This window comes from Actinomyces sp. 432, assembly GCF_009930875.1.
In the GTDB taxonomy this organism is placed as follows: Bacteria; Actinomycetota; Actinomycetes; order Actinomycetales; family Actinomycetaceae; genus Actinomyces.
Window position 1 is genome coordinate 2,474,724 of record NZ_CP025249.1, and the last position, 23,724, is coordinate 2,498,447.

Here is a 23,724-nt window from a genome sequence, read left to right on the forward strand (position 1 = left end):
GTCACCTCCGCATGGGAGGTAACCGCCGGAATCGCGCAATACGGTTCGGCGCGGCCCGGCTGGGCGGCGCCGCCGTGATCAGCGCTTGGAGTACTGCGGGGCGCGGCGGGCCTTGTGCAGACCGGCCTTCTTGCGCTCAACAATGCGCGCGTCGCGAGTGAGGAAGCCGGCCTTCTTCAGGGTCGGCCGGTTGGCCTCGCGGTCGATCTCGTTCAGGGCACGGGCGATGCCCAGGCGCAGAGCACCTGCCTGCCCGGAGATCCCGCCGCCGTTGATGCGGGCGATCACGTCGAAGCGGCCCTCGAGCTCGAGGATGGTGAAGGGGGCGCGCACGAGCTGCTGGTGCAGCTTGTTGGGGAAGTAGTCCTCCAGGGTGCGGCCGTTGATCTTCCACTGACCGGTACCGGGAATCAGGCGGACGCGGGCGACGGCCTCCTTGCGGCGGCCCAGGCCCATGCCGGGCGCGGTGATGGACTGGCCGCGGCCCTCGGTGGGAGTGGATTCGGTGGTGTAGCTGGCGGGGGCGTTGTCCTCGTCCAGCGCGTCGATGTCGACGGTGGTCTCAGCCACGATGTGTCCTTTGCTTGTCGGGTGCCGGGCGCTGGAGCGCTTACTGGGCGACCTGGGTGATCTCGAAGGTCTGCGGGTTCTGGGAGGCGTGCGGGTGCTCTTCGCCCGCGTACACCCTGAGCTTCTTCAGCTGGGCGCGGCCCAGCTTGTTGTGGGGAAGCATGCCCTTGACGGCCTTCTGGATGGCCCGCTCGGGGTTCTTGGCCAGCAGCTCCCGGTAGGAGACGGCGGTGAGGCCACCCGGGTAGCCGGAATGGCGGTAGGCGAACTTCTTGTCTGCCTTACCACGGGTGAGGACGACCTTGTCGGCATTAATGATGACGACGTAGTCGCCGCAGTCCTCGTTCGGAGCGAACTGCGGCTTGTGCTTCCCACGGAGCAGGGTTGCAGCCTTGGCTGCCAGCTGGCCGAGCACGACGTCGCTGGCATCGATGACGTACCAGTTCTTCTCAACGTCGCCTGGCTTCGGTGTGTACGTGCGCACGGGCGTTGCCTTCGTTTCTCTTGGCGGGCGGGCACGCGGATGCAACGCGAGCGCTGGCATCCTGCGGGACCGCCATGGTCAGATGAGGTGGTCGGAGCACCGGCCGCAAGTGGCGAGTGGGATGGCACCACAAGCGTGATCGCGTGCTGCACGACGATTCCCTACATTACCGGCGGCTCCGGGGACGGTCAAAGCGCCCGGAGGGTTGGCGGCCGTGAAACCTGACACGCCACGTACCCGTATGCGGACAGCGCAGTGGTACCGCGCACCCTCCGGTGCTACGTGCCGCCTGGCACGCCGTGCAGCCAGACGCGGGTCAGTCCCCGTAATTCACTCACAGCAGGGTTCCCGGCGCAGGGTGCGGGCCCGTTCGGCCTGAGCGGCGAGACCGGCGTCGTCCGGATACACGACCTCCTGAAGGGTGAGGCCGTGAGCGGGGGCGACGGGTGCCGCCTGCTCACGGCTGCGGGCCGCCAGTAGCCGGGCGGGCCAGTCGACGTCGCGCCGCCCGATCCCGACTGCGAGGGCGGCCCCCACCAGGGATCGCACCATGGAGTGGCAGAAGGCGTCGGCGACCACGGTGAGGGTGACCAGGCCGCCGTCGGGGCCGGGGGCGTCGGCGGGCAGGCGCCGCCAGGACAGTTCTTTCAGGGTGCGGATGGTGGTGGCGCCCGCGCGGGGGCGGCAGTAGGACAGGAAGTCGTGCTCGCCCAGCAGAGGGCGGGCGGCGGCCTGCATGGCGGCGACGTCGAGCCGCTCGTTCACCCAGAGGACCTGACCACGACGGGCGGGGTCGCGTGGGGCACCGGTGGGGCCGCCGTCGGCGATGCGGTAGCGGTAGCGGCGGGTCAGGGCGGAGAACCGGGCGTCGAAGGCGGCAGGGACCAGGCGCGCACCGTGCACTACCAGGTCCCCGGTGCCGCGCGGGGCAGGGACGGGCCCGTGCTGAGCCTCGCGGGCGAGCACGCCGGCGAGTCGGTCCAACAGGGCCTGCTCTGGGGTTCGCGTGGAGCGGCCGGGCAGTGCCCGCCAGGCCGCGGTGGGCACATCAAGGTGGGCGACCTGCCCGCTCGCGTGTACGCCGGCGTCGGTACGCCCGGCCACCGTCAGCCGCACTGGGGCGCGCAGCACGGTGGCCAGGGCGTCGGTCAGCACGCCCTCCACGGTGCGCTGTCCGGGCTGGGCCGCCCAGCCGTGAAAACCGGTGCCGTCGTAGGCGAGGTCCAGGCGCACGCGCACCGTGTCGGTGCGAGCGGGGTCGGCGTCGTACGTTGGGTCAGCATGGCGCGTGGGCTCGGCGTCGGTCATGGCAACCATGAGACCACAAGCCCGGGTGCCGCCTTGGCCCGTCCGCCTCGGTGCTAGACGTCGGGCCGCGTCTCACTTGCACGACCTTGGTGCCATTGCACGACCTTGGTGTGCGTTCCACGACCACCCCGGGGTCGTGCAACACACCCGGAGGTCGTGCAACGTGGCCCAGGGTCGTGCAAAAGCAAACAGCAGCACAGCCCGACACCTGCAAGAGTGCAAACCCACTCCCCCGGCTAGCTTCGCCGAGCTTACCACCGGCATTATCCAGCTCACGTTCCGAGATGACACCCGCGTGCTCGTCTCGATCCTCACCGCGCCACCAACGCATACGGAGAACTGCGCCAGCCCTGGCCAAAGCGGTAGCGTCGGAGCGTGAGCACTACGACCACCCTCAGCGTCGACTGCGGCGGCGGCGGCATCAAGGCCTCCGTGCTCGACGCCGACGGCGCCATCATCTCCCGCGCCCTGCGCACCCCCACCCCATATCCGCTGCCGCCGGAGCTACTGGTGGACACCATCAAGGACCTGGCCGACCAGCTTCCGTCCGCCGACCGGGTGACCGTCGGCATGCCCGGCATGATCCGCCACGGAGTCGTCATTGCCACCCCTCACTACATCACCAAGGACGGACCGCGCTCACGCGTCCTGCCAGAACTGGCGGATGCGTGGGCGCGCTTCGACATGGGCGGGCGCCTGCAGGCTACTCTCGGCCGCCCGGTACTGGTGCTCAACGACGCCGAGGTCGCCGGCGCCGGCGTCGTCACCGGGCACGGCCTGGAAATGATCGTGACCCTGGGCACGGGCCTGGGCAACGCCGTCTTCGACAACGGCGTGCTCGCCCCGCATGTGGAGGTCTCCCAGGGCCCGGTCCGCTGGGGGCTCACCTATGACGACTACATCGGCGAGCATGAGCGGCTGCGCCTGGGCGACGCCCACTGGTCGCGCCGGGTGCGGCGCGTAGTCGAGGCGCTGCGCCCAATGTACATGTGGGACCGGCTCTACCTGGGCGGGGGCAACTCCCGCCGCATCACCGCCTTCCAGCTCGACAAGATCGGCGACGACGTCGTCGTCGTGCCCAATGAGGCGGGCATGACCGGCGGGGCCCGCTGCTGGGAGATGGCCCGCCCCTGACGGTGCCAGCGCCGTCACCGCTGGCGCGCGACCGTCGCCCGGGTACGCGCCGCCGCCGTGGAACGCGGGGAGGGCCGGTCACCTCACGGCGACCGGCCCTCCCCGAATGCGTTGTTACACGCGCACCTAATGGGAGGTCACTTCTTGACCTTCTGCGCGGCGGCACCGCCGGCGGGGGCGAAGCCCGCGGCCTCGGCGTCCTCGGCGGAGGCGAACCAGACCTCGGCAACCGTGTTGTCGTACCAGCGGGAGCCGGGCACGTGATACTTCATGGAGTCCTCGTTGCCCTTGACCTCGTGGTCGGTGTCGGGTGCCTCGGTCGAGCCCTGCTCCAGGCGCACCGAGCCGGCGTAGACCGGCTTGCCGGAAGCCTCGTCGGCAGCGGTCGCGTCGGCAGCCTCGGTCTCCTCCGCGGCAACCTCGGCGGCGTCGTCGGCCGGAGTCTCCGCGACCTCGGCGACGGCCTCCTCAACCTCGGCGACGGCCTTCTCAGCCGCGCGCTTGGCGGTGCGGACGGCGTCGTCGACGATCTCCTTCTTGGCGACCGGCTCCAGCACCAGCGAGATCTGGGCCATGGGGGCATTGTCGCCCCGGCGCGGCGCGGTCTTGATGATGCGGGTGTAGCCGCCTTCGCGCTCGGCCATCTGCGGGGCGATCTCGTCGAAGAGGCGGTAGACGGCATACTTGTCCGTCACCTTCTTCATCACGGTGCGGCGGGCGTGAAGGTCACCGCGCTTGCCCTTGGTGATGAGCTTCTCGACGTAGGGGCGCAGGCGCCGGGCGCGGGCCTCCGTGGTCGTGATCGACTCGTGGATGATGAGCTGCGTAGCCAGGTTGGCCAGCATGTGGCGCTCGTGCTGGGGGGATCCGCCCAGCCGGGGACCCTTGGTGGGGCGAGGCATGTTGTCTCCTAGTGGAATGGCGAGCCGGCGTCAGGCCTGCTGCTCGTCGCTGAAGGTGGGGTTGGTGTAGTCGCCCTCCGGGGCGTAGTCGACCGGGGACCCCTTGAGGGACAGCCCGAGCTCGGCCAGCTTGTCCTTGATCTCGGAGATCGACTTGGCACCGAAGTTGCGAATGTCGAGGAGGTCAGCCTCGCTGCGCGCGACGAGCTCACCGACGGTGTGGATGCCCTCGCGCTTGAGGGCGTTGGAGGAGCGGGCCTGCAGGTCCAGCTCGTCGATCATCATGGCCAGGTCCTGCTGCAAGGCCTGGTCCATCGGCGAGGGGCCGACCTCGATGCCCTCGGCCTCGACGTTGAGCTCCCGGGCCAGCCCAAACAGCTCCACGAGCGTCTTGCCGGCGGAGGCGAGCGCGTCGCGCGGGGTCATGGACGCCTTGGTCTCCACGTCCACCACCAGGCGGTCGAAGTCCGTACGCTGCTCCACACGAGTGGCCTCAACCGCGTAGGAGACCTTCTTGACCGGCGAGTAGATCGAGTCCACCGGAATCCGGGAGATCTCGGCGTTCGGGTCCTTGTTCTGGTTGGCGGACACGTAGCCGCGGCCACGCTCGACCGTCAGCTCGATCTCCAGCTTGCCCTTCTCGTTGAGGGTGGCGATCACCAGGTCGGGGTTGTGGATCTCCACGCCCGCCGGCGGGGTGATGTCGCCGGCGACGACGACGCCCGGGCCGGACTTGCGCAGGTACATGACCACCGGCTCGTCGTTCTCCGAGGACAGGACGATCTCCTTGATGTTCAGGATGATCTGGGCGACGTCCTCCTTGACCCCGGCGATCGTGCGGAACTCGTGGGGCACGCCCTCAATGCGGACGGAGGTCACAGCCGCGCCCGGAATGGACGACAGCAGCGTGCGGCGCAGTGAGTTGCCGAGCGTGTAGCCGAAGCCGGGCTCCAGGGGCTCGAGGACGAACCGCGAGCGGCGGTCCTCCTCAATGACCTCCTCGGAGAGTGTGGGTCGCTGTGCAATGAGCACTAGAGGTTTCCTTTCGTCGCGGCGCCCGCTATATGACGCCGTTCCTCATGGTGTTGGCCGCCGACGTGCGCCGGCGGCCGGCCCGTCGTGTCCGGGCGGGCCGATGGGCCGGCGCCTTCCCCTTATGCGCAGGGAGTAGGCCGACCGGTGGTCGGGTCAGACGCGGCGCCGCTTCGGCGGGCGGCAGCCGTTGTGCGCCTGGGGGTGACGTCCGTGATCGAGCCGACCTCGAGGCCGGCCGCCTGCAGGGACCGGATAGCGGTCTCGCGACCGGAGCCGGGGCCCTTGACGAAGACGTCTACCTTCTTCATACCGTGGTCCTGCGCGCGCCGGGCGGCGGCCTCGGCGGCGAGCTGGGCGGCGTACGGCGTGGACTTGCGGGAGCCCTTGAAGCCAACCTGGCCGGAGGACGCCCAGGCGATCACGGCGCCGTTGGGGTCGGTCAGGGAAACGATCGTGTTGTTGAACGTGGACTTGATGTAGGCGTGACCGTGGGTAACGTTCTTCCGGTCCTTGCGGCGCGGCTTGCGCGCGGTGGAACGAGTCTTGGGGGCATGCTTCCTTCTTCAGATGAGATCTAGTTCCCGGGTCTCCGGACCCGGGTGAGCGGGCTGTTACTTGGCCTTCTTCTTGCCGGCCACGGTGCGCTTGGGCCCCTTGCGGGTGCGGGCATTCGTCTTGGTGCGCTGGCCGCGGACCGGCAGGTGCCGGCGGTGGCGCAGGCCCTGGTAGCAGCCGATCTCGATCTTGCGGCGGATGTCTGCCTGGACCTCACGACGCAGGTCACCCTCAACCTGGTAGCTGGAGTCGATGTGGTTGCGCAGCGCAACCAGCTCGGCCTCGGTGAGGTCCTTCACGCGGGTGTCCGGGTTGACGCCGGTGGCCTCGAGGGTCTTGACGGCGCGGGTGCGCCCGATCCCGTAAATGTAGGTGAGCGCGATCTCCACTCGCTTCTCGCGAGGCAGGTCGACGCCGGAAATGCGTGCCACTGTGTGGTTCTCCTGTGTGTTCCCGGAGGTCGTCACCCATCCCCTCCACCGCCAACCGGTGGCCCCGGCCTCCAGGAACCGGGGGTTGTGGCGCACGGCGCCACTGAGGTGAGTGCTGTTGATTCTGCCGCCTGCCCGTGGCCGACGGCGCGCGGGATTCAGCCCTGACGCTGCTTGTGCCGCGGGTTGTCGCAGATGACCATGACACGACCGTGGCGACGAATCACCTTGCAGTTGTCACAGATCTTCTTGACGCTCGGCTTGACCTTCATGATGTTCCTCCGTCCTCCCGGCTAGGAGGACTGTCACTTGTACCGGTAGACGATGCGGCCCCGGGACAGGTCGTAGGGGCTTAGCTCAACAACCACGCGGTCCTCTGGCAGGATGCGGATGTAGTGCTGCCGCATCTTCCCGGAGATGTGCGCGAGCACGACGTGCCCGTTGCTCAGCTCAACCCGGAACATCGCGTTCGGAAGGGCCTCGACGACCGATCCCTCGACCTCGATGACGCCGTCCTTCTTAGCCATGTTCCTCCATCGGTGCTTTCTCGCTGGATACTCCTGCCGACGACGACGCCGCCGACATGGCGCCCTACCCCTAACGCCCGCATCCCATCCGCCACCGTGAGTCCGACGGGCAAGTATGCCGGGCGCTGGTTCTAGGGCGCGCCGCCCGCCAACGATACGGCATATGCGCCACGGCTGACCACCGCGGAGGGGCATTATCCGGCGGTGTTTCCCGACACACTGCGTGCCCCGAGTGCGCGTGTCGGCTTGTGCGGCGTCGGCTCGTCGCCGCCTCAGACGTTCTCAGTACGTAAGATCGACCGACCTCGGCGGGTGGGCTGGGAGATGGGCTTCAGCCGAGGGGGCGGGGCTCCAGGCCGTAGGGGGCCAGCCCCTCCACTCCCCCGTCGGGAGCCGTGAGCACCCACACTCCCCCGGGCACGAGCGCAACCGTGTGCTCCCACTGCGCCGCGCGAGAGCCGTCCCGAGTCACCACGGTCCAGCCGTCGTCAAGCTCGTCCACCTCGGCCGATCCCGCCGTCAGCATGGGCTCGATGGCGAGCACCATGCCGGGCCGCAGCCTGGGGCCCTTGCGCTTGACCGAGTAGTTGAGCACGTCCGGGGACATGTGCATGGCGGTGCCGATGCCGTGCCCCACGTAGTCGTGCAGGATGCCCAGGCGCACACCCTCGCGCTTGACCGCAGCGCCGACCGCCGCCTCGACGGCGTCGCCGACCACATTCAGTCTTCCGGCCCGGCCTCCGGCGTCGTCCGCGACGGCGCGGGCCACGGCGGCGATGGCGTCCCACAGGGCCTGGCGGGTAGTGCCGTCCAGTACCCGGTCCGCGTCGGAGGCGTAGCTCCCGCCCACCACCGTGGTGAAGGCGGCATCGCCGTGCCACTGGGTGCCGTCGTCGTCGACGATATAGGCGCCGCAGTCGAAGGTGACCAGGTCGCCCGGCTCGAGCACCCGCTCGCCGGGGATACCGTGCACCACTTCGTCATTGACTGATACGCACACCGTCGCCGGGTAGTCGTAGTAGCCCAGGAAGTTGGAGTGCGCACCGGCACGGGCGATCACGTCGGCCGAGACTGCGTCCAGTTCTCCCGTGGTGACGCCGGGGCGTACCGCCTCCCGCAGCGCGGCGTGGATATCGGCAACCACGAGCCCGGCCTGCCGCATGCGCCGCACCTGATCGGGGCTCTTGAGCTGAATGCGTTCACGCGTCAGCATGCTGCTCCGCCCGTACTACCCCGCTCAGGCGGTCACGCCGCGGGACGCCAGCGCAGCCATGATGCGGTCAGTGACCTGGTCCAGCTCACCCACGCCGTCCACGCGCACCAGCAGGCCCCGCTGCTCGTAAAGGGCGGCCAGGGGCTCGGTCTGCTCGGCGTACACCTCCAGCCGCCGCCGAATCACCGGCTCGGTGTCATCGGCACGGCCCTGCTCGGCGGCGCGCCCCAGCAGCCGCTGCACCACCACCTCGGCATCGGCGGTGATCTCCAGAACAACGTCAAGGGCGATTCCGGCCGCGGCGAGCATGGCGTCCAGCTCGTGCACCTGCGCCTCGGTGCGGGGGTAGCCGTCCAGCAGGAAGCCGACGGCTGCGTCGTCGGCGGCAAGGCGGTCGGCGACCATGGCGTTGGTGACCGAGTCGGGCACGTACTCACCGGCATCCATGTACTCCTTGGCCTGCCGCCCCAGCTCCGTGCCCCCGGCTACGTTAGCGCGGAAGATGTCTCCCGTTGAGATCGCCGGCACGTCCAGTCGCTCGCAGATGCGGGCTGCCTGGGTGCCCTTGCCGGCACCGGGAGGACCGAGGATGACCATGCGTGCGCTCATGAGAGGAACCCTTCGTAGTGCCGCTGCTGCAGCTGGGAGTTGATTTCCTTAACCGTCTGCAGGCCGACCCCCACCATGATCAGGATGGTCGTCCCTCCGAACGGCAGATTCTGGGACAGCCCCAGCCACATCACGGCAAGCGTCGGCACCAGGGCCAGGATCAGCAGGTAGACGGCACCCGCCGCCGTGACCCGGTTGATGACGTAGCTGAGGTAGCGCACGGTCGGCTCTCCGGCGCGGATGCCGGGAATAAAGCCGCCGTAGCGCTTCATGTTGTCAGCGATCTCCTCCGCGTTGAAGGTGATCGCCGTGTAGAAGAAGGTGAAGGCGAAGACCAGCAGTCCATAGCCAACCAGGTAGATCGTGTCCGTCTGCCGCAGGTTGGTGGCGATCCACTGCACCCAAGAGCTGGTGGGGCTGCCGAACTGCGCCACCAGCTGCGGCATGGCCAGCAGCGAGGAGGCGAAGATGACCGGGATCACGCCGGCGGTGTTGATCTTGATGGGGATGTAGGTGGTGGAGCCGCCATACTGGCGCCGCCCGACCATGCGCTTGGCGTACTGCACGGGAATGCGGCGGGTGGCCTGCTCCACGAACACCACCGCCAGCGTGGCCACCAGAATCACGGCCACCACCGCCAGGAATCGGGACGGGCCCCCGGAGCCGGCCAGGATGGAGAACAGGTTCTGCGGCATGCGGGCGACGATCGAGGTGAAGATCAGCAGGGACATGCCGTTGCCGATGCCGCGCTCGGTGATGAGCTCCCCCAGCCACATGATCAGGCCCGTGCCGGCTGTCATGGTCACGATCATCAGCGCCAGATTCGCCGGCGAGTCATCGGGAATCACCGGTACGGAGCAGCCGGTGAAGAGATTGCCATTGGCTGCGGTGGCGACGATGGTGGCGGACTGGAGTACGCCCAGACCGATCGTCAGGTAGCGGGTGTACTCGGTGAGCTTCGCCGTTCCGGACTGCCCCTCCTTGTACAGCTCCTCAAAGCGCGGAATCACCACGCGCAGCAGCTGAATGATGATGGAGGCGGTGATGTAGGGCATGATGCCCAGCGCGAATACGCTCAGCTGCAACAGCGCGCCGCCGGAGAAGATGTTGATCAGCCCGAGCAGACCCTCGTCCTGGCTCTCACCCACGCAGATCTGCACATTGGCCAGGTCAACGCCGGGGGTCGGCAGCACCGAGCCGAAGCGGAACAGCGCCATGATGCCCAGGGTGAACAGGAGCTTTCTCCTCAGGTCCGGCGTCTTGAACGCCTGGATGAACGCACTGAACACTCGGTCTCCTGTAACGGGCTGTGTCGGATGTTGATATCGGGTGAACCGGCGCGCCTATCACGCCGGCTGTTCGGGTCCGCCCGGGGACGCGTCTCTTGCCGGTCCGGGGCATACCCTGGGCTACCCTACCCCGCTCGGCCGACGCCACCCGACCTCAGCAGGCGCAGGCGGCGGGGTATCGGTCACGCACTGCGCACCCACCCGGCCGGCCCGCACGCCGGCCCGGCGGCTGCCGACGTGCGCGGGTTCCCGCCACGAGTACGCGTTCTGGAGCCCTGCGACGGCAGGGCACGGGAAAGCCTCCAGGAGGACGTACACGGCCACGCCCGTACCACAGACGGGCACGGAAACGGCGCTAAACGGCGCAGAAACACGGTTCCGGCCGGGCTAGGGGTATCCCCCCGCCCGGCCGGAACCGTGACACCTGCGCTGCTTGTCGGCCCCGCGCTAGCGGCAGCCGACCAGCGATCAGCGCGCGGCTAGCGTGCCGCCCGCGGCCTCGATCTTCTCCTTGGCGGAGTCGGACCAGGCGTCGACCGTGAGGTCCAGCTTGACCGCCACGTCGCCGCCGCCCAGCACCTTGACGAGGCTGCGCTTGCGGACCGCGCCCTTGGCAACCAGGTCCTCAACCGTGACCGCGCCGCCCTCCGGGAACAGCTCGGCGATGCGGCCTACGTTCACGGGCTGGTACTCAACGCGGTTGGGGTTACGGAACCCGCGCAGCTTGGGCAGGCGCATGTGCAGCGGCATCTGGCCGCCCTCAAAGCCAGGCCGTACCTGGTAGCGGGCCTTAGTGCCCTTGGTACCGCGACCGGCAGTCTTGCCCTTGGAGGCCTCACCGCGGCCGACCCGCGTCTTGGCCTTCTTGGCGCCCGGCGCCGGGCGGAGGTCGTGCAGGCGGATGATCTGACCCGCCTCCTGCTTGTTCGTGTCACCCATCTCAGGCCTCCTCAACGGTGACAAGGTGCGCCACCTTGGCGATCATGCCGCGCACGGACGGGTTGTCCGCACGGACCACTGAGTGGCGGATCCGGCGCAGGCCGAGTGCCTTCAGGGTCTCGCGCTGGCGGCGCGTGCCCCCGATGGTTGAACGGACCTGGGTCACCTTGATCTGCCGCGCGTCCTGCTGGGTCTTTTCGGTTGCGGCTTCAGCCATCACGCACCCACTCCTTCAGCGGCCTTCTCGGCCTCCTTCTTCTCGGCCTCGGCCCGCTTGGCGGCCTCGCCCTCGGCGCGGGCGCGCAGCATCGACTGCGGCGCGACCTCCTCCAGGGGCAGGCCACGGCGAACCGCGACCGACTCGGGCTGCTCGAGCTGCTTGAGCGCGGCCACCGTCGCGTGGACGATGTTGATCGCGTTCGAGGAGCCGAGCGACTTCGACAGGATGTCGTGCACGCCCGCGCACTCCAGCACGGCGCGCACCGGTCCACCGGCAATAACACCGGTACCGGGCGCGGCGGGGCGCAGCAGCACAACGCCGGCGGCGTCCTCGCCCTGCACCAGGTGCGGGATGGTGCGGCGGATCATCGGGACGTGGAAGAACTCCTTCTTCGCCGCCTCGACGGCCTTGGCGATGGCGGCGGGAACTTCCTTCGCCTTGCCGTAGCCGACGCCGACCGTGCCCTCGCCGTCTCCGACCACTACCAGCGCGGTGAAGGTGAAGCGGCGGCCGCCCTTGACGACCTTGGACACGCGGTTGATCGTGACGACGCGCTCGATGTACTTGTCGTCGTTGCCCCGACCACTGTTGCGGTCGCGGCGGTCAGTGTTGCGGTCACGGCGGCCGCGGCCCTCGCCGCGGTCGCTCTCGCGCCGGGCCGAGCCGTCGGACGACGCTGACCTGTCTCGCTGCGGTGCAGCCATCAGAAACTCCTTAGCTTTCTCGTCGTCTGGCTCAGAACTCCAGGCCGCCCTCGCGGGCGCCCTCGGCTACGGCCGCCACGCGACCGTGATACTTGTAACCGCCACGGTCGAATACGACCTTCTCGATGCCCAGTGCCTTGGCGCGCTCGGCAACCAGCTCGCCCACGCGGCGGGCGGCACCGACCTTGTGACCCTCGACACCCTGGGCCGCGGCCTCGTGGGTGGAGGCGGAGCACAGGGTGTGCCCGATGGTGTCGTCGATGACCTGCGCCACCATGTGCCGGTTGGAGCGGCTGACGACCAGCCGGGGGCGCTCGGCCGTGCCGGACACGTGCTTGCGCACGCGCTGGTGGCGGATCTTGCGGGCGACGCGCTTGGTCTTGTCCCTCTTGATCGCGTAAGCCATGGTCACTTACCAGCCTTTCCGACCTTGCGGCGCACGTTCTCGCCGGCGTAGCGCACGCCCTTGCCCTTGTAGGGCTCCGGCGGGCGGATCTTGCGAATGTTCGCGGCAACCTCGCCGACCTGCTCCTTGGAGATGCCGGAGACGATCACCTTGGAGGTGCCATCCACCTTCAGCTCGATGCCCTCGGGGGCGTCGACGACGACGGTGTGGGAGAAGCCGAGCGACAGCTCGACGCTGCTGCCCTTCTGCGCGGCGCGGTAACCGGTGCCTACGATCTCCAGCTGCTTGGAGTAGCCGTCCGTCACACCGATGACCATGTTGTTGATCAGCGTGCGGGACAGGCCGTGCAGCGACCGGGAACGGCGCTCGTCGTCGGGGCGGGTCACCAGGATGGAGCCGTCCTCCTGGCGCTCGACCTTCAGCGGCTGGGCGATGGTGCGGCTCAGGGTGCCCTTGGGACCCTTGACCGTCACGTCGTTGCCCTCGATGATGACGTCCACTCCGGCGGGTACCGGAACGGGAAGGCGTCCAATACGAGACATGGTTCTTCTCCGCTCCTTCTCTCACCAGACGTAGGCGAGCACTTCGCCGCCTACGCCCCGGGACTCGGCCTGCCGATCGGTCAGGAGGCCGGAGGAGGTGGACAGGATCGCCACCCCCAGGCCGCCGAGGACCTTGGGCAGGTTCGTGGACTTCGCGTATACCCGCAGACCGGGCTTGGAGACGCGCTTGAGGCCCTGGATGGCACGCTGCCGGTTGGCACCGTACTTCAGGTTAAGCGTGAGCGTCTTGCCGACCTGCGCGTCGGTCACCTCGTAGCCGTCGATGTAGCCCTCAGCCTGCAGCATCTTGGCGATATTCACCTTCAGCTTGCTGGAGGGCATCGAGACGGACTCGTGGTAGGCGTTGTTTGCGTTACGCAGACGAGTCAGCATGTCTGCGATTGGGTCTGTCATTGTCATTAGTGGGCCTGCGCCCTTCCTCGTCGCGGTTTCCTCCTCGGACCTGCGACGTAAGTTCTTACCAGCTGGACTTGCTCACGCCGGGGAGCTGGCCGTTCAGGGCCATCTCGCGCAGGCAGATGCGGCACAGGCCGAACTTGCGGTACACCGAGCGCGGCCGGCCGCAGCGCTGGCAGCGCGTGTAGGCCCTGACGCCGAACTTCGGCTTGCGGTTCGCCTTCGCGATCAGAGAGGTCTTTGCCATGTCACTTCTCCTTGAAGGGGAAGCCGAGCTGCTTCAGCAGCGAGCGGGCCTCCTCATCGGTCTTGGCCGTGGTTACAACAGTGATGTCCATGCCGCGCACGCGGTCGATGGCGTCCGGGTCGATCTCGTGGAAGACGGACTGCTCGGTCAGGCCGAAGGTGTAGTTGCCGTTGCCATCGAACTGCTTGGGGCTGAGCCCGCGGAAGTCACGGATGCGCGGCAGCGAGATCGAGATGAGCCGGTCCAGGAACTCCCACATCCGGTCCCCGCGCAGCGTCACGTGAGCGCCGATAGGCTGACCGGCGCGCAGCTTGAACTGTGCGATGGACTTGCGAGCACGCGTGACCTGCGGCTTCTGGCCGGTGATGGCTGCGAGGTCGCGCACGGCGCCCTCGATCAGCTTGGAGTCGTGAGCGGCCTCACCCACACCCATGTTCACGACGACCTTGACGACGCGCCCGGCCTCCATGACGTTGGAGTGGTTGAACTCCTCCAGCAGGGCCGGAAGCACCTGGTCGGTGTACTTCGCCTTCAGGCGGGGGCGACGGCGGTCGCCGTGGTCTCAACCGTGTTCTCAGCCATGGTCACAGATCCTCCCCGGACTTCTTGGCGTAACGCACGCGTACGGTGCGCTTGCGCCCGTTGGGACGCACGCCCTCCTCAACCCGGAAGCCGACGCGGGTGCGCTGCTTGGTCTTAGGGTCGATGGGCATGACATTGGAGATGTGGATGGGCGCCTCGACGGTCTCGATACCGCCGGCGGTGGCGCCCTGAGCGGTCTGGCGGGGCCGCGTGTGCTTGGTGACACGCTGCACACCCTCGACCACGACGCGGTCCTCCTTCGGGATTACCCGCAGCACGCGCCCGGTCTTGCCCTTGTCCTTGCCGGCGATGACGATGACCTGGTCGCCCTTCTTGATGCGTGCCATGGATCAGATCACCTCCGGTGCGAGCGAGACGATGCGCATGAACTTCTTGTCACGAAGCTCGCGGCCGACGGGGCCGAAGATGCGCGTGCCGCGCGGTTCCCCGTCGTTGTTCTTGATGATGACGGCCGCGTTCTCATCGAAGCGGATGTACGAGCCGTCCGGGCGGCGACGTTCCTTGGCAGCGCGCACGACCACCGCCCTGACGACCTCGCCCTTCTTGACGCTGCCGCCGGGGATGGCGTCCTTCACGGTGGCGACGATCTGGTCGCCGATGCCCGCATAGCGCCGACCCGAGCCGCCGAGCACACGGATGCACAGGATCTCCTTGGCACCGGTGTTGTCGGCGACCTTTAGTCGCGACTCCTGCTGGATCATTGAGTGTTCTCCTGTCGTCGAGCCGGTTCTCACTGCGCGCGGGGCGAAGCGAGCCTGGCCGAACGTTCCTTCTTCTTGTGCGCGCCGCCCGCCACTGGCGGGCCGATCAGGTGCGCGGGCCCCAGCAGACACAGGCGCACAGGCGCGAGGTCTCTGCCGGGCGCACCATTGCACGCAGCTCTACAACCTTAGTGCAACGCGGGGAATTGCCGGTAGTCATGCCACGATTCCCGCCCTGTGCCTTTGCTCACCGCCTTGGCAGCAGGGGCTGTCCCGGTCCGCCTGGACAGGCCGACCCCGCACGTCCCGGCACCCGGGGACGGCCGTCGCCGACACGCAGCGGCACATCAATTGTGATCTGGCACTCAGACTAGTAATCTTGGCGAGTCCTGCTATGACCCTGATCGAGGAGACCTTGAAATGACCGCTCAACTGTCCCGCCGTCGGATGCTGTCTGCCGCCACGGTCACCGCCCTAGCCGCGGTGGGCGCTCCGCTGCTGGCGCCCTCCCCCGCCTTCGCAGCCGATGGCAACGACCTGTACTTCATCAAGACCAACAACACCGGCCAGGGCAAGATCGAAGTCCACGCCCTCACCGCCGCCTCCAACTACACCTCCTTCTCCCGCCACAACATCACCACCCTGACCAACGGCGAACGCAACAACGGCACCTTCCACATGGTCGGCAACGACCTGTACTTCATCAAGACCAACAACACCGGCCAGGGCAAGATCGAAGTCCACGCCCTCACCGCCGCCTCCAACTACACCTCCTTCTCCCGCCACAACATCACCACCCTGACCAACGGCGAACGCAACAACGGCACCTTCCACATGGTCGGCAACGACCTGTACTTCATCAAGACCAACAACACCGGCCAGGGCAAGATCGAAGTCCACGCCCTCACCGCCGCCTCCAACTACACCTCCTTCTCCCGCCACAACATCACCACCCTGACCAACGGCGAACGCAACAACGGCACCTTCCACATGGTCGGCAACGACCTGTACTTCATCAAGACCAACAACACCGGCCAGGGCAAGATCGAAGTCCACGCCCTCACCGCCGCCTCCAACTACACCTCCTTCTCCCGCCACAACATCACCACCCTGACCAACGGCGAACGCAACAACGGCACCTTCCACATGGTCGGCAACGACCTGTACTTCATCAAGACCAACAACACCGGCCAGGGCAAGATCGAAGTCCACGCCCTCACCGCCGCCTCCAACTACACCTCCTTCTCCCGCCACAACATCACCACCCTGACCAACGGCGAACGCAACAACGGCACCTTCTGGGTGCCCTCATCCGTGGGCAACACGGCCGGCTCGGCTCCGACCGGCCGGCTGAACGCCAAGATAATTGCGGCGGCCCAGGCCTACGCGGAAGGTGACGTGGGAGGCCAGTGCGCGGCGTGGGTACAGACCGTGATCCGCGCGGCGGGCGGCACGCCGGTGTACCTGGAGAACTTCCCCTGGGGCTACAACGCCTCCTGGGCGAAGATCTGCACCGAGATCGTCGGTTGGGAGAATGTACAGCCGGGCGACATCTGCCAGTGGGTCTACCCGGACATCGCCAGCGGGCACACAGCCATCATCACGGCGGGAGGCTCCGCCTCCACGGCGCAGGTCATCGACTCCAACTACGGTTACGGCGAGCGCGTCCACCGCGGCAGCTTCGCCTCCCGCAACACGGGTGGCTACTACAAGATCTGGCGCCTGAACTGAGCCGCGCCGAACGGCCCGCCCGCCTCAGCATCGGGTGAGCGCGGCCCTGAATACGACGACATACGACGACGCCGCAGACCGGGTGATCCCGTGCCTGCGGCGTCGTCGTATATGCGGGTGAAGGGCTACCGGATGGTGCCCACTGGGCTCAGCGAGAGGTCACTTGGCCTTCTCGATGATCTCCACCAGCCGCCAGCGCTTGGTGGCGCTGAGCGGGCGGGTCTCCATGATGAGCACGAGATCGCCGGGATGGGCGTCATTGTGCTCGTCGTGGACCTTGTACTTCTTCGAACGACGCAGCACCTTGCCGTACAGGGAGTGCTTGTAGCGCTCCTCAACCTCGACGACGATCGTCTTCTGCATCTTGTCCGACACGACGTAGCCCCGCCGCACCTTGCGGTGGTTGCGCTCGGGGGCGCCGGGCTGATCCTGGGCGGTCTCGTTCTGAGTAGTCTGCTCGCTCACTTGGCCTCCTCCTGGGTGCTCGGAGCGGTGCGGATTCCGAGCTCACGCTCGCGCACGATGGTGTAGATGCGGGCAATATCGCGACGCACGGCCTTCATACGGCCGTGGTCCTCGAGCTGGCCGGTCGCGGAGGCGAACCGCAGGTTGAACAGCTCGGCCTTCGCCTTGGAGAGCTCCTCTTCAAGACGCTCATTGTCCATGGCGTCGAGGTCGGCCGGGGTCAGGCCCTTGGAACCGATAGCCATCAGACGTCACCACCCTCACGAGTCACGAAACGGGTTTTCATCGGAAGCTTGGCCTGAGCGCGCCGCATCGCCTCCCGGGCGAGGTCCACGTCAACGCCACCGAGCTCGAACATGACGCGTCCGGGCTTGACGTTGGCGACCCACCACTCCGGGGCACCCTTACCGGAACCCATGCGGGTCTCGGCGGGCTTCTTGGTCAGCGGACGGTCCGGGAAGATGTTGATCCAGACCTTCCCACCACGCTTGATGTGGCGGGTCATGGCAATACGGGCCGCCTCAATCTGCCGGTTGGTGACGTAGGCGGGCTCCAGGGCCTGGATGCCGTAGTCGCCGAAGGAGATCTGGTTGCCGCCCTTGGACATACCCGAACGGTGCGGACGGTGCTGCTTGCGGTACTTGGTACGGCGGGGAATGAGCACGGCTCAGGCCTCCGTTCCCTGGTCGGGGGCAGCGTTCTCGGTGGCCGGCGCCTGCTCGACCTGCTGCTCGCTTTGGCGCGGGGCGCGCTCACCACGACGACCGCGGCGCTCACCACGACCGCGACCGCGCGGGGCGGACTCGGCCTGCTGGCGGGCGAACTCGCGCTCGGTCATGTCGCCCTTGTAGATCCAGACCTTCACGCCAATGCGGCCGAAGGTCGTCCTGGCCTCGTAGAAGCCGTAGTCGATGTTGGCCCGCAGGGTGTGCAGTGGCACGCGGCCCTCGCGGTAGAACTCGCTGCGGCTCATCTCGGCGCCGCCCAGACGGCCCGAGCACTGCACGCGCACGCCCTTGGCACCGGCCCGCATGGCGGACTGCAGCCCGCGACGCATAGCGCGGCGGAAGGACACGCGGCTGGCGAGCTGCTCGGCGATGCCCTGGGCAACCAGCTGAGCGTCCAGGTCCGGGTTGCGGACCTCGAGGATGTTGAGCTGGACCTGCTTGCCGGTCAGCTTCTCCAGCGACGCGCGCAGGCGCTCGGCCTCCACGCCGCGCCGCCCGATCACGATGCCGGGGCGGGCGGTGTGCAGGTCGACGCGGACCCGGTCCCGGGTGCGCTCGATGTCTACCTTGGAGATGCCGGCCCGCTCCATGCCGTCCTCCATGAGGCGGCGGATCTTGACATCCTCATCCACGAAGTCGCGGTAACGCTGACCGGGCTTGGTGGAGTCGGCGAACCAGCGTGAGCGGTGGTCCGTAGTGATGCCCAGGCGGAACCCGGTCGGGTTGACCTTCTGCCCCATTACCGGGCTCCTTCCTGCTTGTTAGCGTCGGCGCGGTCGCCGACGACGACGGTGATGTGACTGGTGCGCTTCAGGATCCGGCCGGCGCGTCCCTGGGCGCGCGGGCGGAACCGCTTGAGGGTCGGGCCCTCGTCGGCGTACACCTCGGTGATGAAAAGGTCGTTCTCGTCGAAGCGCTCGCCGTCGCGCTCGGCCTGATACCGGGCGTTGGCGATGGCGGACTCGATTACCTTGCGGACTGGCACCGCAGCGGCCTGCGGTGCGAAACGCAGCACGCCCACGGCGTCGACGGCGCGCTTGCCGCGGACCACGTCCACGACACGGCGTGCCTTCATCGGCGTGCAGCGCACGTATTTGGCCTGCGCCTTGGCTTCCATGTTCTTCAGCCTCTCAAACTCTCCGGCGCCCGTCAGCGACGCGCCTTGCGGTCGTCCTTGACGTGCCCGCGGAAGGTGCGGGTCGGGGCGAACTCACCGAGCTTGTGCCCCACCATCGACTCGGTGACGAACACCGGGACGTGCTTGCGGCCGTCGTGGACAGCAAAGGTGTGGCCGATGAAGTCCGGCGTGATGACCGAACGACGTGACCAGGTCTTGATGACGTTCTTGGTGCCCTTCTCGTTCTGGACGTCCACCTTCTTCTGCAGGTGGTCGTCGACGAAGGGGCCCTTCTTCAAGCTTCGCGACATGATGGCTCCTATCAGCGCTTCTTGCCGGTCCGACGACGACGCACGATAAGCCGGTCGCTGGACTTGTTGGGACGGCGGGTACGGCCCTCAGGCTTGCCCCAGGGCGAGACGGGGTGGCGACCACCGGAGGTGCGGCCCTCACCACCACCGTGCGGGTGATCCACAGGGTTCATGACCACACCGCGGACGGTCGGGCGCACGCCCTTCCAGCGCATACGGCCAGCCTTACCCCAGTTGATGTTGGACTGCTCGGCGTTGCCGACCTCGCCCACGGTCGCCCGGCAGGCGGCCTCGACATTGCGGATCTCCCCGGAGGGCATGCGCAGCTGCGCGTACTTGCCCTCCTTGGCCACCAGCTGCACCGAGGTGCCGGCGCTGCGGGCGATCTTGGCGCCCCCGCCGGGGCGCAGCTCGACGGCGTGCACCACGGTACCGGTGGGGATGTTGCGCAGCGGCAGGCAGTTACCGGGCTTGATGTCGGCCCCGGGGCCGGCTTCCACGCGGTCGCCCTGGCGCAGCCCATTGGGAGCAAGGATGTAGCGCTTCTCGCCGTCCAGGTAGTGCAGCAGCGCGATGCGGGCAGTGCGGTTGGGGTCGTACTCGATGTGCGCGACCTTGGCGGGCACGCCGTCCTTGTCGTGGCGACGGAAGTCGATCAGCCGGTAGGCGCGCTTGTGCCCGCCGCCCTTGTGCCGGGTGGTGATGCGCCCGGAGGAGTTGCGGCCCCCGGACTTGCTCAGCGGCCGCACCAGCGACTTCTCGGGCCGGTTGCGAGTCAGCTCGCTGAAGTCGGCGACGGAGGCGCCGCGACGACCGGGGGTCGTCGGCTTGTACTTACGGATTCCCATCTCGGTCTTCTACCTTCCGTGTCAGTCCGTCACGTCGCCGAAGATGTCGATGGTGCCCTCGCGCAGCGTGACGATCGCGCGCTTGGTGTCCTTCGACTTGCCGATGCCCGTGCGGGTGCGGCGGGTCTTGCCGCGGCGGTTGATCGTGTTCACCGACTCGACCTTGACGTCAAAGATCGCCTCGACGGCAATCTTGATCTCGGTCTTGTTGGCGCCCGGGTCTACCAGGAAGGTGTACTGCCCACGGTCCATGCAGGTGTACGACTTCTCCGAGACGACCGGCGCGAGGATGACATCGCGGGGGTTCTTGCTCTTCTCGAGGCTCACTTGGACTCCTCCTCACCCTTGCCGAGGAATGCGTCCAGGGCGGCGGCGGTGAAGACGACGTCATCGGAGTTGAGGACGTCGTAGGTGTTCAGCTGGTCGGCCTGAAGCACATGCGCCTCGGGGGCGTTGCGCAGGCTGAGTCGGGTGAGCTCGTCACCGCGGGCGGCGACCACCAGGGACTTGGGACGGTCCGTGAGGTTGCGCAGTGCCGTGAGCGCCGACTTGGTGGACGGCTTCTCAGCGGTGACGAACTCGGTGATGACGTGGATGCGGCCGTGACGAGCGCGGTCCGAAAGGGCCGAGCGCAGGGCGGCTGCCTTCATCTTCTTCGGGGTGCGCTGGGAGTAGTCGCGCGGCTGCGGGCCGTGCACGGTGCCACCGCCGGTGAACTGGGGCGCGCGGATGGAGCCCTGACGTGCGCGGCCGGTGCCCTTCTGGCGGTAGGGCTTGCGGCCACCGCCCCGGACCATGCCACGGGTCTTGGTGGCGTGCGTGCCCTGGCGGGCCGCGGCCAGCTGGGCCACGACGACCTGGTGCATCAGCGGGATGTTGGGCTCGACGTCGAAGATCTCGCCGGGCAGCTCCGCGGTGCCGGTCTTAGCACCCTTGGAGTCGACGATGTCGACGGTGATGGTCTCTGCCATGGTGTCAGGCTCCCTTCACGGCGGTGCGGATGACGACCACCGAGCCCTTGGGGCCGGGGATGGCGCCGCCCATGAGCAGCACGCCCTTGTCGGTGTCGACGCCCCGGACCTTGAGGTTCTGGACGGTCGTGGTGGCGTGGCCCATGCGGCCGGCCATGCGCAGGCCCTTGAAGATTCGGCCCGGGGTGGCGCAGGCGCCCACGGAGCCGGGCTTGCGGTGGTTGCGGTGCGCACCGTGGGAGGCGCCGACGCCGGAGAAGCCGTGACGCTTCATGGTTCCGGCGAAGCCCTTGCCCTTGGAGGTGCCGGTGACATCGACCAGCTGGCCTACCTCGAAGGTGTCAACGTTGAGCTCCTGGCCGGGGGTGTAGTCCCCGGCGAGCGCCGTGCGGACCTCGGCGACGTGGCGGCGGGGCGCTACCCCGGCCTTGGCGAAGTGGCCGGCGAGCGGCTTGGTTACCTTGCGCTCGTCGATCTCGCCGAAGGCGAGCTGGACGGCCTCGTAGCCGTCGTTCTCTACGGTGCGGACCTGGGTGACGACGTTGGTGTCTACACGCACGACCGTGACCGGGCGCAGGACGCCGTTCTCGTCCCAGACCTGGGTCATGCCGAGCTTGGTGCCGAGCAGCGCCTTGGTGGGCGCGGTGGGCGGGTTGGTTGTCATGGCTTCAGTCCTCAGAGCTTGATCTCAATGTTGACGTCGGCCGGCAGGTCGAGCCGCATGAGCGAGTCGACGGCCTTCGGGGTCGGGTCGACGATGTCGATAAGCCGCTTGTGCGTGCGCATCTCGAAGTGCTCGCGGCTGTCCTTGTACTTGTGGGGCGACCGGATAACGCAGAACACGTTCTTCTCGGTCGGCAGCGGCACCGGACCCACGACCGTCGCGCCCGCGCGGGTCACGACGTCGACGATCTTGCGCGCCGAGGAGTCAATGACCTCGTGGTCGTAGGACTTGAGCCGGATGCGGATCTTCTGTCCCGCCATGGCGCCTAACCTCTCTTGCTTTCGGTTACCGGTCCACGCGCTCGGGCGTGTCGCGTTGCGACGCGCACCTCGGCCCCGTCAAGGGCTGGTGGGCCGGTCTGGACACACGGAAGCCCGATGGCAATCGGGTCCGTCAGACTGGATTCCGGGGTGGGCCCCCGGGGCGGCCGGGCAGGCTTACGCCTGTCGACCGGCCTACGTTATCAACGCCTCGGCCACCGGTGAAAGCCGGAAGCCGCCCGAAGCGCTGTGAGACCGCGCACGGGTCCACGCGCTCGGGCGTGTCGCCCCAGCCGCAACCCGCTCAGGCGGCTCGCCGGTGCTGCCGAGGCCGCGGAGAGCCGCTCCCGCCACGGCAGGTAATTACTACCAGCTGCAGGGATATGCCGGGAGGCCCGCCACCCCAAGGGCGACGGGCCTCCTGCGTGCATTCAGCGGGCGGTGAGCCCGCGGCGGACCAGCGTTACCGCTGGGACCGGGTCACTTGATGATCTTGGTGACGCGACCGGAGCCGACGGTGCGGCCACCCTCACGGATGGCGAAGCCGAGGCCCTCCTCCATGGCGATGGGCTGGATCAGCTCAACCGACATCTCGGTGGTGTCGCCGGGCATGACCATCTCGGTGCCCTCGGGCAGCGTGATGACGCCGGTGACGTCCGTGGTGCGGAAGTAGAACTGCGGACGGTAGTTGGAGTAGAAGGGGTTGTGACGGCCGCCCTCGTCCTTGGTCAGGATGTAGACGTGGCCCTCGAACTCGGTGTGCGGGGTGATGGAGCCCGGCTTGCAGACGACCTGACCGCGCTCGACGTCCTCGCGGCGGGTACCGCGCAGCAGCAGACCGCAGTTCTCACCGGCCCAGGCCTCGTCCATGGACTTGTGGAACATCTCGATGCCGGTGACGGTGGTCTTCTGCGGGTCGCGGATACCGAGGATCTCGACCTCGGAGTTGATCGGCAGCTTGCCGCGCTCAACACGACCGGTGACGACGGTGCCGCGACCGGTGATGGTGAAGACGTCCTCAATCGGCATGAGGAACGGCTTGTCCATGTCACGCTCGGGGGTCGGGATGTACTCGTCGACCGCGTCCATGAGCTCCTTGATCTTGCCGGTCCACTCGGGGTCGCCCTCGAGGGCCTTCAGCGCGGAGACGCGGATGACGGGGGCCTCGTCACCGTCGTAGTCCTGGGAGGACAGCAGCTCGCGGACCTCCATCTCGACGAGCTCGAGGAGCTCCTCGTCATCGACCATGTCGGACTTGTTCAGCGCCACCAGCAGGGCGGGGACGCCGACCTGGCGGGCCAGCAGCACGTGCTCGCGGGTCTGGGCCATGGGGCCGTCGGTGGCGGCGACCACCAGGATGGCGCCGTCCATCTGCGCGGCACCGGTGATCATGTTCTTGATGTAGTCGGCGTGACCGGGGGCGTCCACGTGGGCGTAGTGACGCTTGTCGGTCTCGTACTCGACGTGCGCGATGTTGATGGTGATACCGCGCTGGCGCTCCTCGGGAGCCTTGTCGATCTCGTCGAAGGGGGTGAAGGGGTTGAGGTCCGGGTACTCGTCGTGCAGGACCTTGGAGATCGCGGCGGTCAGCGTCGTCTTACCGTGGTCGACGTGACCGATCGTTCCGATGTTGACGTGCGGCTTGGTCCGCTCGAACTTGGCCTTGGCCACTGGTGTCCTCCTGGGACTCGGGTAGTTCTCTTCGTCGGGAGTCGACTAGCACATGTTAGCCG

At 67.8% G+C, this 23,724-nt stretch carries 35 protein-coding genes and 1 pseudogene; 2 read left to right on the forward strand and 34 right to left on the reverse strand.

Going from position 1 to position 23,724, the window contains the following annotated elements; all coding sequences use genetic code 11:
* Positions 1-78: 78 nt before the first annotated feature.
* The 3 genes from rpsI to truA all read right to left on the reverse strand — a co-directional run bounded on the left by rpsI (position 79) and on the right by truA (position 2,362).
* Positions 79-570, reverse strand: coding sequence for a 30S ribosomal protein S9 (gene rpsI, locus CWT12_RS10325; RefSeq protein WP_161924733.1), 492 nt, complete (start codon positions 568-570; stop codon positions 79-81).
* A gap of 40 nt (positions 571-610) precedes the next feature.
* The gene (gene rplM, locus CWT12_RS10330) at positions 611-1,054 is read right to left on the reverse strand and encodes a 50S ribosomal protein L13 (RefSeq protein WP_161924734.1); all 444 of its coding nucleotides are present in this window, start codon (positions 1,052-1,054) and stop codon (positions 611-613) included.
* A gap of 330 nt (positions 1,055-1,384) precedes the next feature.
* Positions 1,385-2,362, reverse strand: a complete 978-nt coding sequence (truA, locus tag CWT12_RS10335) for a tRNA pseudouridine(38-40) synthase TruA (RefSeq protein ID WP_161924735.1) — start codon at positions 2,360-2,362, stop codon at positions 1,385-1,387.
* Between the two features lie 375 nt (positions 2,363-2,737).
* On the opposite strand from truA, the gene CWT12_RS10340 reads away from it, so the two are divergent.
* Positions 2,738-3,496 (forward strand): ROK family protein, encoded by a 759-nt coding sequence (locus CWT12_RS10340; RefSeq protein WP_161924736.1) that lies wholly within the window; start codon positions 2,738-2,740, stop codon positions 3,494-3,496.
* A 137-nt stretch (positions 3,497-3,633) separates the two neighbouring features.
* Here the strand turns inward: CWT12_RS10340 and rplQ are convergent, their stop codons facing one another.
* From rplQ to rplN, 19 genes and pseudogenes are all read right to left on the reverse strand, one after another.
* A complete protein-coding gene (gene rplQ / locus CWT12_RS10345) occupies positions 3,634-4,398 on the reverse strand; it encodes a 50S ribosomal protein L17, sunset domain variant (RefSeq protein ID WP_161924737.1) in 765 nt (254 codons plus the stop codon).
* 30 nt (positions 4,399-4,428) lie between these two features.
* Positions 4,429-5,430, reverse strand: coding sequence for a DNA-directed RNA polymerase subunit alpha (locus CWT12_RS10350; RefSeq protein ID WP_161924738.1), 1,002 nt, complete (start codon positions 5,428-5,430; stop codon positions 4,429-4,431).
* A 156-nt stretch (positions 5,431-5,586) separates the two neighbouring features.
* Positions 5,587-5,981: pseudogene (gene rpsK, locus CWT12_RS10355) on the reverse strand (30S ribosomal protein S11); the annotation flags it as partial.
* 63 nt (positions 5,982-6,044) lie between these two features.
* Positions 6,045-6,419 (reverse strand): 30S ribosomal protein S13, encoded by a 375-nt coding sequence (gene rpsM, locus CWT12_RS10360; protein ID WP_161924739.1) that lies wholly within the window; start codon positions 6,417-6,419, stop codon positions 6,045-6,047.
* A gap of 158 nt (positions 6,420-6,577) precedes the next feature.
* Positions 6,578-6,691 carry a 50S ribosomal protein L36 gene (rpmJ, locus tag CWT12_RS10365; RefSeq protein WP_009748913.1) on the reverse strand — a complete coding sequence of 38 codons (114 nt, stop codon included), beginning with the start codon at positions 6,689-6,691 and terminating at the stop codon, positions 6,578-6,580.
* A gap of 33 nt (positions 6,692-6,724) precedes the next feature.
* Entirely contained in the window at positions 6,725-6,946 is a 222-nt protein-coding gene (gene infA / locus CWT12_RS10370) for a translation initiation factor IF-1 (RefSeq protein ID WP_003781847.1), read from the reverse strand.
* Positions 6,947-7,277: 331 nt separating this feature from the next.
* Positions 7,278-8,159, reverse strand: coding sequence for a type I methionyl aminopeptidase (gene map, locus CWT12_RS10375; protein ID WP_161924740.1), 882 nt, complete (start codon positions 8,157-8,159; stop codon positions 7,278-7,280).
* Positions 8,160-8,183: 24 nt separating this feature from the next.
* Positions 8,184-8,768 (reverse strand): adenylate kinase, encoded by a 585-nt coding sequence (locus CWT12_RS10380; RefSeq protein ID WP_237564147.1) that lies wholly within the window; start codon positions 8,766-8,768, stop codon positions 8,184-8,186.
* Positions 8,765-10,057, reverse strand: a complete 1,293-nt coding sequence (gene secY, locus CWT12_RS10385; RefSeq protein ID WP_161924741.1) for a preprotein translocase subunit SecY — start codon at positions 10,055-10,057, stop codon at positions 8,765-8,767. Before secY ends, CWT12_RS10380 begins: the two co-directional genes overlap by 4 nt.
* A gap of 468 nt (positions 10,058-10,525) precedes the next feature.
* Positions 10,526-10,996 (reverse strand): 50S ribosomal protein L15, encoded by a 471-nt coding sequence (gene rplO, locus CWT12_RS10390; RefSeq protein ID WP_161924742.1) that lies wholly within the window; start codon positions 10,994-10,996, stop codon positions 10,526-10,528.
* A gap of 1 nt (position 10,997) precedes the next feature.
* Positions 10,998-11,213: a 50S ribosomal protein L30 gene (gene rpmD / locus CWT12_RS10395; RefSeq protein WP_161924743.1), complete on the reverse strand. Its 216-nt coding sequence runs from the start codon at positions 11,211-11,213 to the stop codon at positions 10,998-11,000.
* Entirely contained in the window at positions 11,213-11,920 is a 708-nt protein-coding gene (gene rpsE, locus CWT12_RS10400) for a 30S ribosomal protein S5 (protein WP_161924744.1), read from the reverse strand. The genes rpmD and rpsE overlap by 1 nt, the downstream gene beginning before the upstream one ends.
* A 31-nt stretch (positions 11,921-11,951) precedes the next feature.
* Positions 11,952-12,326 carry a 50S ribosomal protein L18 gene (gene rplR / locus CWT12_RS10405; protein WP_161924745.1) on the reverse strand — a complete coding sequence of 125 codons (375 nt, stop codon included), beginning with the start codon at positions 12,324-12,326 and terminating at the stop codon, positions 11,952-11,954.
* Between the two features lie 2 nt (positions 12,327-12,328).
* Positions 12,329-12,868, reverse strand: a complete 540-nt coding sequence (gene rplF / locus CWT12_RS10410) for a 50S ribosomal protein L6 (RefSeq protein ID WP_161924746.1) — start codon at positions 12,866-12,868, stop codon at positions 12,329-12,331.
* Between the two features lie 21 nt (positions 12,869-12,889).
* Positions 12,890-13,288 (reverse strand): 30S ribosomal protein S8, encoded by a 399-nt coding sequence (gene rpsH, locus CWT12_RS10415; protein ID WP_161924747.1) that lies wholly within the window; start codon positions 13,286-13,288, stop codon positions 12,890-12,892.
* A 58-nt stretch (positions 13,289-13,346) separates the two neighbouring features.
* Positions 13,347-13,532 carry a type Z 30S ribosomal protein S14 gene (locus CWT12_RS10420; RefSeq protein WP_161924748.1) on the reverse strand — a complete coding sequence of 62 codons (186 nt, stop codon included), beginning with the start codon at positions 13,530-13,532 and terminating at the stop codon, positions 13,347-13,349.
* A 1-nt stretch (position 13,533) separates the two neighbouring features.
* The gene (rplE, locus tag CWT12_RS10425) at positions 13,534-14,043 is read right to left on the reverse strand and encodes a 50S ribosomal protein L5 (RefSeq protein WP_272927751.1); all 510 of its coding nucleotides are present in this window, start codon (positions 14,041-14,043) and stop codon (positions 13,534-13,536) included.
* Positions 14,044-14,116: 73 nt separating this feature from the next.
* Positions 14,117-14,461 carry a 50S ribosomal protein L24 gene (gene rplX / locus CWT12_RS10430; protein WP_161924749.1) on the reverse strand — a complete coding sequence of 115 codons (345 nt, stop codon included), beginning with the start codon at positions 14,459-14,461 and terminating at the stop codon, positions 14,117-14,119.
* Between the two features lie 3 nt (positions 14,462-14,464).
* Entirely contained in the window at positions 14,465-14,836 is a 372-nt protein-coding gene (gene rplN, locus CWT12_RS10435) for a 50S ribosomal protein L14 (RefSeq protein ID WP_092532997.1), read from the reverse strand.
* Between the two features lie 420 nt (positions 14,837-15,256).
* Between rplN and CWT12_RS10440 the strand changes: the two genes are divergently transcribed.
* Positions 15,257-16,567: a CHAP domain-containing protein gene (locus CWT12_RS10440; protein WP_161924750.1), complete on the forward strand. Its 1,311-nt coding sequence runs from the start codon at positions 15,257-15,259 to the stop codon at positions 16,565-16,567.
* Between the two features lie 159 nt (positions 16,568-16,726).
* Here CWT12_RS10440 and rpsQ read toward each other — a convergent pair whose 3' ends face one another.
* The 12 genes from rpsQ to tuf form a co-directional block, all read right to left on the reverse strand.
* Positions 16,727-17,032, reverse strand: coding sequence for a 30S ribosomal protein S17 (rpsQ, locus tag CWT12_RS10445; RefSeq protein WP_374939168.1), 306 nt, complete (start codon positions 17,030-17,032; stop codon positions 16,727-16,729).
* Complete coding sequence (gene rpmC, locus CWT12_RS10450) at positions 17,029-17,277, reverse strand: 50S ribosomal protein L29 (protein WP_161924751.1); 249 nt, start codon at positions 17,275-17,277, stop codon at positions 17,029-17,031. Before rpmC ends, rpsQ begins: the two co-directional genes overlap by 4 nt.
* A complete protein-coding gene (rplP, locus tag CWT12_RS10455; RefSeq protein WP_161924752.1) occupies positions 17,277-17,696 on the reverse strand; it encodes a 50S ribosomal protein L16 in 420 nt (139 codons plus the stop codon). The genes rpmC and rplP overlap by 1 nt, the downstream gene beginning before the upstream one ends.
* 3 nt (positions 17,697-17,699) lie before the next feature.
* Positions 17,700-18,500 (reverse strand): 30S ribosomal protein S3, encoded by an 801-nt coding sequence (gene rpsC, locus CWT12_RS10460; protein WP_161924753.1) that lies wholly within the window; start codon positions 18,498-18,500, stop codon positions 17,700-17,702.
* The gene (rplV, locus tag CWT12_RS10465) at positions 18,500-18,877 is read right to left on the reverse strand and encodes a 50S ribosomal protein L22 (RefSeq protein ID WP_161924754.1); all 378 of its coding nucleotides are present in this window, start codon (positions 18,875-18,877) and stop codon (positions 18,500-18,502) included. Before rplV ends, rpsC begins: the two co-directional genes overlap by 1 nt.
* A 32-nt stretch (positions 18,878-18,909) precedes the next feature.
* Entirely contained in the window at positions 18,910-19,188 is a 279-nt protein-coding gene (gene rpsS / locus CWT12_RS10470; RefSeq protein ID WP_092533016.1) for a 30S ribosomal protein S19, read from the reverse strand.
* Positions 19,189-19,199: 11 nt separating this feature from the next.
* Positions 19,200-20,036, reverse strand: coding sequence for a 50S ribosomal protein L2 (gene rplB, locus CWT12_RS10475; RefSeq protein WP_161924755.1), 837 nt, complete (start codon positions 20,034-20,036; stop codon positions 19,200-19,202).
* 21 nt (positions 20,037-20,057) lie between these two features.
* Entirely contained in the window at positions 20,058-20,363 is a 306-nt protein-coding gene (gene rplW, locus CWT12_RS10480) for a 50S ribosomal protein L23 (RefSeq protein ID WP_161924756.1), read from the reverse strand.
* On the reverse strand, positions 20,360-21,007 hold the full coding sequence (rplD, locus tag CWT12_RS10485; RefSeq protein ID WP_161924757.1) for a 50S ribosomal protein L4: 648 nt from the start codon (positions 21,005-21,007) through the stop codon (positions 20,360-20,362). The genes rplW and rplD overlap by 4 nt, the downstream gene beginning before the upstream one ends.
* A gap of 4 nt (positions 21,008-21,011) precedes the next feature.
* Entirely contained in the window at positions 21,012-21,671 is a 660-nt protein-coding gene (gene rplC / locus CWT12_RS10490) for a 50S ribosomal protein L3 (protein WP_161924758.1), read from the reverse strand.
* A gap of 11 nt (positions 21,672-21,682) precedes the next feature.
* Positions 21,683-21,991, reverse strand: coding sequence for a 30S ribosomal protein S10 (rpsJ, locus tag CWT12_RS10495; RefSeq protein ID WP_003786051.1), 309 nt, complete (start codon positions 21,989-21,991; stop codon positions 21,683-21,685).
* Positions 21,992-22,471: 480 nt separating this feature from the next.
* Complete coding sequence (gene tuf / locus CWT12_RS10500) at positions 22,472-23,662, reverse strand: elongation factor Tu (protein ID WP_161924759.1); 1,191 nt, start codon at positions 23,660-23,662, stop codon at positions 22,472-22,474.
* Positions 23,663-23,724: the final 62 nt, after the last annotated feature.

Excerpts from the sequence above, each read along its gene's own strand:
- rpsJ (WP_003786051.1), bottom strand. The coding sequence starts at position 21,991 with ATGGCGGGACAGAAGATCCGCATCCGGCTCAAGTCCTACGACCACGAG.
- CWT12_RS10440 (WP_161924750.1), top strand. The coding sequence starts at position 15,257 with ATGACCGCTCAACTGTCCCGCCGTCGGATGCTGTCTGCCGCCACGGTC.
- rplF (WP_161924746.1), bottom strand. The coding sequence starts at position 12,868 with ATGTCTCGTATTGGACGCCTTCCCGTTCCGGTACCCGCCGGAGTGGAC.
- rplR (WP_161924745.1), bottom strand. The coding sequence starts at position 12,326 with ATGGCTTACGCGATCAAGAGGGACAAGACCAAGCGCGTCGCCCGCAAG.
- rplB (WP_161924755.1), bottom strand. The coding sequence starts at position 20,036 with ATGGGAATCCGTAAGTACAAGCCGACGACCCCCGGTCGTCGCGGCGCC.
- rplD (WP_161924757.1), bottom strand. The coding sequence starts at position 21,007 with ATGGCAGAGACCATCACCGTCGACATCGTCGACTCCAAGGGTGCTAAG.
- rpsE (WP_161924744.1), bottom strand. The coding sequence starts at position 11,920 with ATGGCTGCACCGCAGCGAGACAGGTCAGCGTCGTCCGACGGCTCGGCC.
- map (WP_161924740.1), bottom strand. The coding sequence starts at position 8,159 with ATGCTGACGCGTGAACGCATTCAGCTCAAGAGCCCCGATCAGGTGCGG.
- infA (WP_003781847.1), bottom strand. The coding sequence starts at position 6,946 with ATGGCTAAGAAGGACGGCGTCATCGAGGTCGAGGGATCGGTCGTCGAG.
- rplN (WP_092532997.1), bottom strand. The coding sequence starts at position 14,836 with ATGATCCAGCAGGAGTCGCGACTAAAGGTCGCCGACAACACCGGTGCC.
- rpmC (WP_161924751.1), bottom strand. The coding sequence starts at position 17,277 with ATGGCTATCGGTTCCAAGGGCCTGACCCCGGCCGACCTCGACGCCATG.
- rpsH (WP_161924747.1), bottom strand. The coding sequence starts at position 13,288 with ATGACAATGACAGACCCAATCGCAGACATGCTGACTCGTCTGCGTAAC.
- truA (WP_161924735.1), bottom strand. The coding sequence starts at position 2,362 with ATGACCGACGCCGAGCCCACGCGCCATGCTGACCCAACGTACGACGCC.
- rplV (WP_161924754.1), bottom strand. The coding sequence starts at position 18,877 with ATGGAAGCCAAGGCGCAGGCCAAATACGTGCGCTGCACGCCGATGAAG.
- rpmJ (WP_009748913.1), bottom strand. The coding sequence starts at position 6,691 with ATGAAGGTCAAGCCGAGCGTCAAGAAGATCTGTGACAACTGCAAGGTG.
- CWT12_RS10420 (WP_161924748.1), bottom strand. The coding sequence starts at position 13,532 with ATGGCAAAGACCTCTCTGATCGCGAAGGCGAACCGCAAGCCGAAGTTC.
- rplO (WP_161924742.1), bottom strand. The coding sequence starts at position 10,996 with ATGGGTGACACGAACAAGCAGGAGGCGGGTCAGATCATCCGCCTGCAC.
- rplQ (WP_161924737.1), bottom strand. The coding sequence starts at position 4,398 with ATGCCTCGCCCCACCAAGGGTCCCCGGCTGGGCGGATCCCCCCAGCAC.
- rpmD (WP_161924743.1), bottom strand. The coding sequence starts at position 11,213 with ATGGCTGAAGCCGCAACCGAAAAGACCCAGCAGGACGCGCGGCAGATC.
- rpsS (WP_092533016.1), bottom strand. The coding sequence starts at position 19,188 with ATGTCGCGAAGCTTGAAGAAGGGCCCCTTCGTCGACGACCACCTGCAG.
- CWT12_RS10380 (WP_237564147.1), bottom strand. The coding sequence starts at position 8,768 with ATGAGCGCACGCATGGTCATCCTCGGTCCTCCCGGTGCCGGCAAGGGC.
- rpsC (WP_161924753.1), bottom strand. The coding sequence starts at position 18,500 with ATGGGGCAGAAGGTCAACCCGACCGGGTTCCGCCTGGGCATCACTACG.
- rplX (WP_161924749.1), bottom strand. The coding sequence starts at position 14,461 with ATGGCACGCATCAAGAAGGGCGACCAGGTCATCGTCATCGCCGGCAAG.
- rplC (WP_161924758.1), bottom strand. The coding sequence starts at position 21,671 with ATGACAACCAACCCGCCCACCGCGCCCACCAAGGCGCTGCTCGGCACC.